This is a genomic window from Castellaniella sp. (assembly GCF_049671645.1).
Taxonomy (GTDB): domain Bacteria; phylum Pseudomonadota; class Gammaproteobacteria; order Burkholderiales; family Burkholderiaceae_B; genus Castellaniella.
In genome coordinates this window covers 1-5985 of sequence record NZ_JBATVG010000012.1, presented here as the reverse complement: position 1 = coordinate 5985, position 5985 = coordinate 1, and the positions used below count along the sequence as shown (strand labels likewise).

5 protein-coding genes and 3 pseudogenes are annotated in these 5985 nt (G+C 63.6%); 7 read left to right on the top strand and 1 reads right to left on the bottom strand.

Features of this window, described 5'->3' with window-relative positions:
- The 7 genes and pseudogenes from WBG56_RS03685 to WBG56_RS03655 form a co-directional block, all read left to right on the top strand.
- Positions 1 to 149 (top strand): annotated as a pseudogene (locus WBG56_RS03685) (5-dehydro-4-deoxyglucarate dehydratase); the annotation flags it as partial.
- 11 nt (positions 150 to 160) lie between these two features.
- Positions 161 to 976 (top strand): annotated as a pseudogene (locus WBG56_RS03680) (NAD-dependent epimerase/dehydratase family protein); the annotation flags it as partial.
- 15 nt (positions 977 to 991) lie between these two features.
- Complete coding sequence (locus WBG56_RS03675; protein ID WP_424265367.1) at positions 992 to 1903, top strand: SMP-30/gluconolactonase/LRE family protein; 912 nt, start codon at positions 992 to 994, stop codon at positions 1901 to 1903.
- Positions 1904 to 2005: 102 nt separating this feature from the next.
- Complete coding sequence (locus tag WBG56_RS03670; RefSeq protein WP_424265365.1) at positions 2006 to 2989, top strand: TRAP transporter substrate-binding protein; 984 nt, start codon at positions 2006 to 2008, stop codon at positions 2987 to 2989.
- An 82-nt stretch (positions 2990 to 3071) separates the two neighbouring features.
- Positions 3072 to 3566, top strand: a complete 495-nt coding sequence (locus WBG56_RS03665; RefSeq protein ID WP_424265363.1) for a TRAP transporter small permease — start codon at positions 3072 to 3074, stop codon at positions 3564 to 3566.
- Entirely contained in the window at positions 3557 to 4840 is a 1284-nt protein-coding gene (locus WBG56_RS03660; protein ID WP_424265361.1) for a TRAP transporter large permease, read from the top strand. The genes WBG56_RS03665 and WBG56_RS03660 overlap by 10 nt, the downstream gene beginning before the upstream one ends.
- A 22-nt stretch (positions 4841 to 4862) precedes the next feature.
- Positions 4863 to 5771: an EamA family transporter gene (locus WBG56_RS03655; protein ID WP_424265359.1), complete on the top strand. Its 909-nt coding sequence runs from the start codon at positions 4863 to 4865 to the stop codon at positions 5769 to 5771.
- A gap of 59 nt (positions 5772 to 5830) precedes the next feature.
- Here WBG56_RS03655 and WBG56_RS03650 read toward each other — a convergent pair.
- Positions 5831 to 5985: pseudogene (locus tag WBG56_RS03650) on the bottom strand (5-dehydro-4-deoxyglucarate dehydratase); the annotation flags it as partial.

The following is a 5985-nucleotide window of genomic DNA, read 5'->3' as shown; positions in this document are numbered from 1 at the left end:
TCCGCAACCGCAAGGCCGGCTACGCCGTCAGCATCGTCAAGGCGGGCGCCCGCATCGTCGGCCATTCCGCCGGCCCCGTGCGTGCGCCGCTGGCCGAACTGAACGCCCAGGAAGAAGCCTCCCTGCGGACCTTGATCGAAGCCCTTTGAACGGAGCATCCATGACCGCCAATCCTCAAAGCGCCCAGGTCCTGGGCCGCATCCTTCTGACGGGCGCAGCCGGAGGCCTGGGCAAAGTCCTGCGCGATCTGCTGCGACCCTATGCCCGGGTGTTGCGCCTGTCCGATATCGCTCCCATGGCGCCCGCTGCGGGCGACCACGAGGAGGTCGTCCCGTGCGATCTCGCCGACAAGGACGCGGTGGACGCCTTGATGGAAGGTGTGGATGCCGTCGTGCACCTGGGTGGAATTTCGGTCGAGCGGCCCTTCGAGGAAATCATAGAGGCCAATATCCGGGGCACATATCACCTCTACGAGGCGGCGCGCCGCCACGGCGTGCGGCGGATCGTGTTTGCCAGTTCCAACCATGTCATCGGCTTTCACAAGCAAGGCGTGCGCCTGGACAGTCGTTCCGCGCGGCGTCCCGACGGCTATTACGGCCTGTCCAAGTCGTTCGGCGAGGATCTGGCGAATTTTTATCATGACCGCTACGGCATCGAGACCGTCAGCATGCGGATCGGATCGTCCTTTCCCCAGCCGCGCAACCGCCGGATGATGCATACCTGGCTCAGTTACCGCGACCTGACGGAATTGGTGCGCCGCGGCCTGTTCACGCCGGAAGTCGGTCATACCGTCGTCTACGGGGTGTCGGCCAATCGGGACGTCTGGTGGGACAACAACGGGGCGGCGGTCCTGGGCTATCAGCCGCAGGACAGTTCCGAGGTCTATCGCGCCGACGTCGAACGCCAGCCCGAGCTGTCTCCCGATGATCCCGATGCCGTCTATCAGGGCGGAGCGTTTACGGCGGCGGGGCCTTACGAGCAGACCCCGCCCGTGCGGCGCGCCACGAGCTCCGCCGGGAAGGCGGAAGTGGTCGTGCAGCTGCGCAACCAGACGGGGGAAAGCCCGGTCTGGCATGCGGGCGAGCAAGCCCTGTATTGGGTGGATATCCCGGCGGGCATCCTGCATCGCTGGCGGCCGGGCGATCAGCAGCATGCCAGCTGGCGCGCCGGCCAGCAACTGAGCTGCATTGCGGCGCTGCCCTCGGGCGGCTGGGTAGGCGGCATGGAAGACGGCATCTATCGCCTGACGCCGGGTCCGGACCAGACGCTGGCCGCCGAAAGGCTGGTCAAGGCCCCGCATGCGCGCGCGGGGATGCGCTTCAACGATGGGCGTTGCGACCGGCAGGGGCGCTTCTGGGCCGGCACGATGCTGTCCGACATGTCTCAACCTGCCGCCGTCGGCGCTCTGTATCGCCTGGCGGGTCGGGATGCGGACCTGCGCCTGGAGCAGGTGTTCGACGGCATGCTCGTGCCTAATGGTCTGGCCTTCAGTCCGGATGGCAGGACGATGTATTTGTCCGATTCGCATCCGCAGCAGCAGCGCGTCTGGGCCTTTGACTACGACATCGAGCAGGGTATGCCGCGCAACCGCCGCCTGTTCATCGAGGCGCTGGCCGCAGGCCGGCCGGACGGCGCGGCCATCGACGCCGAGGGTTGCTATTGGATCTGCGGCAATGATGCGGGGCTGGTGCACCGCTACACGCCGGAGGGCCGGCTGGATCGCAGTATGCGCGTGCCCGTGGCGAAACCCGCCATGTGCGCATTCGGCGGCAAGGATCTGGATACCCTGTTCGTGACTTCGATCCGCCTGCCCGATGCGGCGCCGCATTCGCTGGATGGAGCCGTCTTCGCCCTGAACCCCGGGGTGTGCGGCATAGCAGAATCCGCCTGCATCATTTCATGACTCTTGTGGCTTGCCTTGGCAGGCCACAGTTTTTTGTAGGTCTCGCAGTGCTTGTAGTTTCCGTTTGAAAAATAAAACAGTTCTTAAAAGAGAGAGGAAGACATGTTCAAACTGAATTTGAAGCTCGTTTCAATGGCCGCTGCGGCGGGCCTGCTGTCGGCCGGAGTCGGTTCGGCCCAGGCGCTTGAATTGCGGTCGGCGGATATACACCCGGAGGGCTACCCCACCGTCATGGCCGTCCAGAAGATGGGCGATCTGATCAAGGAGCGCAGCCAGGGACGCATCACGGTCAAGGTCTTTTCCGGCAGCGCCCTGGGCAGCGAGGGCGATTCGATCGAACAGGTGAAGCTGGGCGCGCTGTCGATGACCCGGGTCAGCAGCGCCGCCATGCACAATATCTGCGAGGTCACGCGGATCCCGTCGTTGCCATTCCTGTTCAGATCGACGGAACACCTGCACAAGGTCCTGGACAGCGCTATCGGGGAACAGATTCTGAAATCCTGCGAACAAGCAGGTTTCGTGGGCCTGGCCTGGTATGACAGCGGGGCGCGATCGATGTATTCCCGGGGTAAGCCCATCGCCAACGTCGCGGATGCCAAAGGAGCGAAGATCCGGGTGCAGCAATCCGATCTGTCGGTGGCGATGATCGAGGCCATCGGCGCCAATGCGACCCCGATGCCCCTGGGAGAGGTCTATACCTCTTTGAAGACGGGGCTGATCGATGCGGCGGAAAATAATTACCCTAGCTATGAAAGCGCGCATCACTACGAGGTCGCCAAGTATTTTTCCAAGACCGAACATACGATGACGCCGGAGATCCTGCTGTTTTCAAAACGGCAGTGGGACAAGCTTCCGGAAGCCGATCGCAAGATCATCCGCGATGCCGCCCGGGAATCCGTTCCCTACATGCGCAAGCTGTGGGCCGAGCGCGAGGCCAAGTCCCTGGAGATCGTGAAGAAAGGCGGCGCCCAGGTGGTCGAGGCCGACAAGGCATCATTTCAGGCCGTCATGAAGCCGGTGTATGACCGTTTCGTCACCACCGACGAGATGCGCGATCTGGTTCAGCGCATTCAAGCGGTGAAGTAAGGTGCGCCGCCTGCACGATACCGGCCTTGGTGGCGCGGCGGCTGGCGGCCGCACTGCCTCGGCCGGCTGCTTGACGGGTCTGATGGACGGTTATACGAGGCTCTGCGTGTGGTTGGCGCGCTCGTGCAGAATACTCAGCGTCGTCGGCATGGTGGCCTTGCTGGCCGCCGTGGCCTTTCAGGTTTTCGGACGCCACGTCCTGAATGACACGCCGACCTGGGCCGAGAGCCTGTCGCTGTTGCTGGTCTTGTACGTCACCATGCTGGGCGCCGCCGTCGGCGTGCGGGACGGCACGCATATCGGCTTTGAGTCGATCCTGCTGCTGGTGCCGGAAGCGCGCCGCCGCCCGCTGCTCTTGCTGATTCACGCGCTGGTGCTGGTGTTCGGCATATTGATGGCTTGGAATTGCACAATTCTGGCGGAGTCGGTCCATGCCTACAAGATCCCCAACCTGGGGCTTTCCGAGGGGTGGAAGTACACACCGGCCTTGATCGCCGGCATCCTGATCGCCATTTTCTCCATCGAACACATGATCGCGGTATTGCGCAACAAGAAGGTGGAATCCGCATGGCTCTGACTATCCTTTCCTTTGCCTTCATGGGCTTTCTGGTGCTGGGCGTGCCGGTCGCCTTTTCGATCGGCCTGGCCTCGATCACCGCCATCGTCTATGAAGACCTGCCGATCGCCGTCGCGTTTCAGCAGATGACGTCAGGCATGAATGCCTTTTCATTCCTGGCCATCCCGTTTTTCATCTTCACCGGGGAATTGATGTTGCACGGAGGCGTGGCGGATCGTATCGTCGCTTTCGCCAAAGCGCTGGTGGGGCATGTCCGAGGCGGTCTGGGCATGTCCAACGTGCTGGCATGCACCTTGTTCGGCGGGGTGTCGGGTTCGCCGGTTGCCGACGTGTCGGCCATGGGGTCGGTCATGATTCCGATGATGAAGCGCGAAGGCTACCATGCGGACTACGCCGTCAATGTGACGACGCATGCCGCGCTGGTCGGCGCGCTCATGCCGACCAGCCACAACATCATCATCTACACGCTGGCCGCCGGCGGGCAGGTCTCCATCGCCGCGCTGATCGTCGCGGGCATCGTGCCCGCGGTGCTGTTGACGGTGTGCAATCTGGCGGCTGCCTATCTGGTCGCGCGGCACAGAGGCTATCCGGCCGGGCAGTTCCCGGGATGGGGAGTCGTGTGGCGAGCGATGGCCGCCGCCGTGCCGGGCATGCTGGTGATCGTGCTGATCATTGCGGGGATCCTGAGCGGGGTCTTCACCGCCACCGAGTCCGCCGCCGTCGCCGCCTTGTACGCCCTGGGCCTGACGGTGCTGGTCTATCGTTCCTTGAAGTGGCGGCAGTTCCTCGCGGCCGCCGCCAAGGCCGTCCAGACGACCGGCGTCGTATTGCTGTTGATCGGGATTTCGGCGACTTTCGGCTATCTGATCGGGTTCTATGGCGTCGCCGAGAAAACCGGTGCTTTAATGGCTGCGGTTTCGGACAGTCCGTGGGCGATCTTCCTGATGGTGAATATCGCCTTGTTCATACTGGGTACGTTCCTGGACATGGCCGCCACGATACTGATCTGCACGCCGATTTTCCTGCCGATCTGCATGCAGTACGGCATGGGGCCGGTCCAGTTCGGGATCGTCATGCTGTTGAATTGCGCGCTGGGGCTGAATACGCCGCCGGTGGGTACGACGCAGTTTGTCGGTTGCGCCATCGGGCAGGTATCTGTGGGGACGGTCATGCGCACCATCTGGCCGTTCTATGGCGCTTTGCTGGTAGCCTTGGCGCTGGTCACGTACGTGCCGGCATTTTCTCTTTGGCTGCCCGGGCAGCTGGTGTTCTGACGATGGGGCGAGGTTTTTTCGCATGATGTCTTCTTCTTTGCCGAACCGCACCGCAGTCGCCGTGCTGCTGGCGGTCGGCTCCCTGTTTGCCGCGAATCACGTGGCGGCCCGCCTGGCCTTCGACAGTCAGGCGGGTTTGCTGCTGGCAATCATGTGTCGCTCCGGCTTGACCTTGCTGGCGCTGATTGCGTTCGTCTTGTGGCAGCAACCCCGTTTGCGCTTGGAACCGGGCCTGGCAAAGTGGCAGATCATTCTGGGTGTGCTGATTGCACTGCAAAGCCTGTGCCTGTATTCGGCTGTGGCGCGCATTCCAGTGGCCTTGGCGCTGTTGATCGGCAATACGTTCCCGATCATGCTGGCCCTGCTGACCTGGCTGTTGGGCGGGCGTCCGCCCACTCGGCGCATCTGCTTTCTGATGGGCCTGATTCTGTGCGGACTGGTGCTGGTGCTGGATCTGCCCGCCTGGCTGTCTTCGTCCGGGCAGATCACCCCCGCCTGGCGGGCGGGGGTGGGATTCGCCTTTGCGGCGGCCTGCATGTTCGCGTGCGGTCTGTGGATCACGGAACATCGCCTGGGGGCGTTGCCTGGGGCTGTGCGCAGTCTCTACACGATCCTGATCGTGTTTGGCGGCATGCTGGTGGCCGGGGCGGCGGGCGTGGTGCCGGGCGGCATGAATCCCCCCGCCAGCAGCTCGGGGTGGCTGGCCTTGCTGGCCTTGTCCGTGCTGTATGCGACTGCCTTTTCCGTCTTGTTCATCTTCGTGCCGCGCCTGAACATGGCGCGCAACGCGCCGGTCATGAACATCGAACCGGTGGCGAGCCTGCTGTTTGGCTGGTTGCTGCTGGATCAGGTCTTTGGCGGCCTGCAGCTGCTGGGCGGGGCGGTGGTGCTGGGCAGCATCGTGATGCTGGCGTATTCGCGACGAACTTGAATAGCGGAACGGCCCCGCTGAGGGGCCGTTCCGGCAGATGTCCGCTGCGCCGGTGACGCTCAGGCGGGCAGGGCTTCGATGAGTTCGCGCAGGGAGGCTTCTTCCTGGGCGTTCAGTTCGGCCAGCGGCGCACGCACGGGGCCGGCGGAATGGCCGACGATGCGGGCGCCCGCCTTGACGATGCTGACGGCGTAGCCGGCCTTGCGGTTGCGGA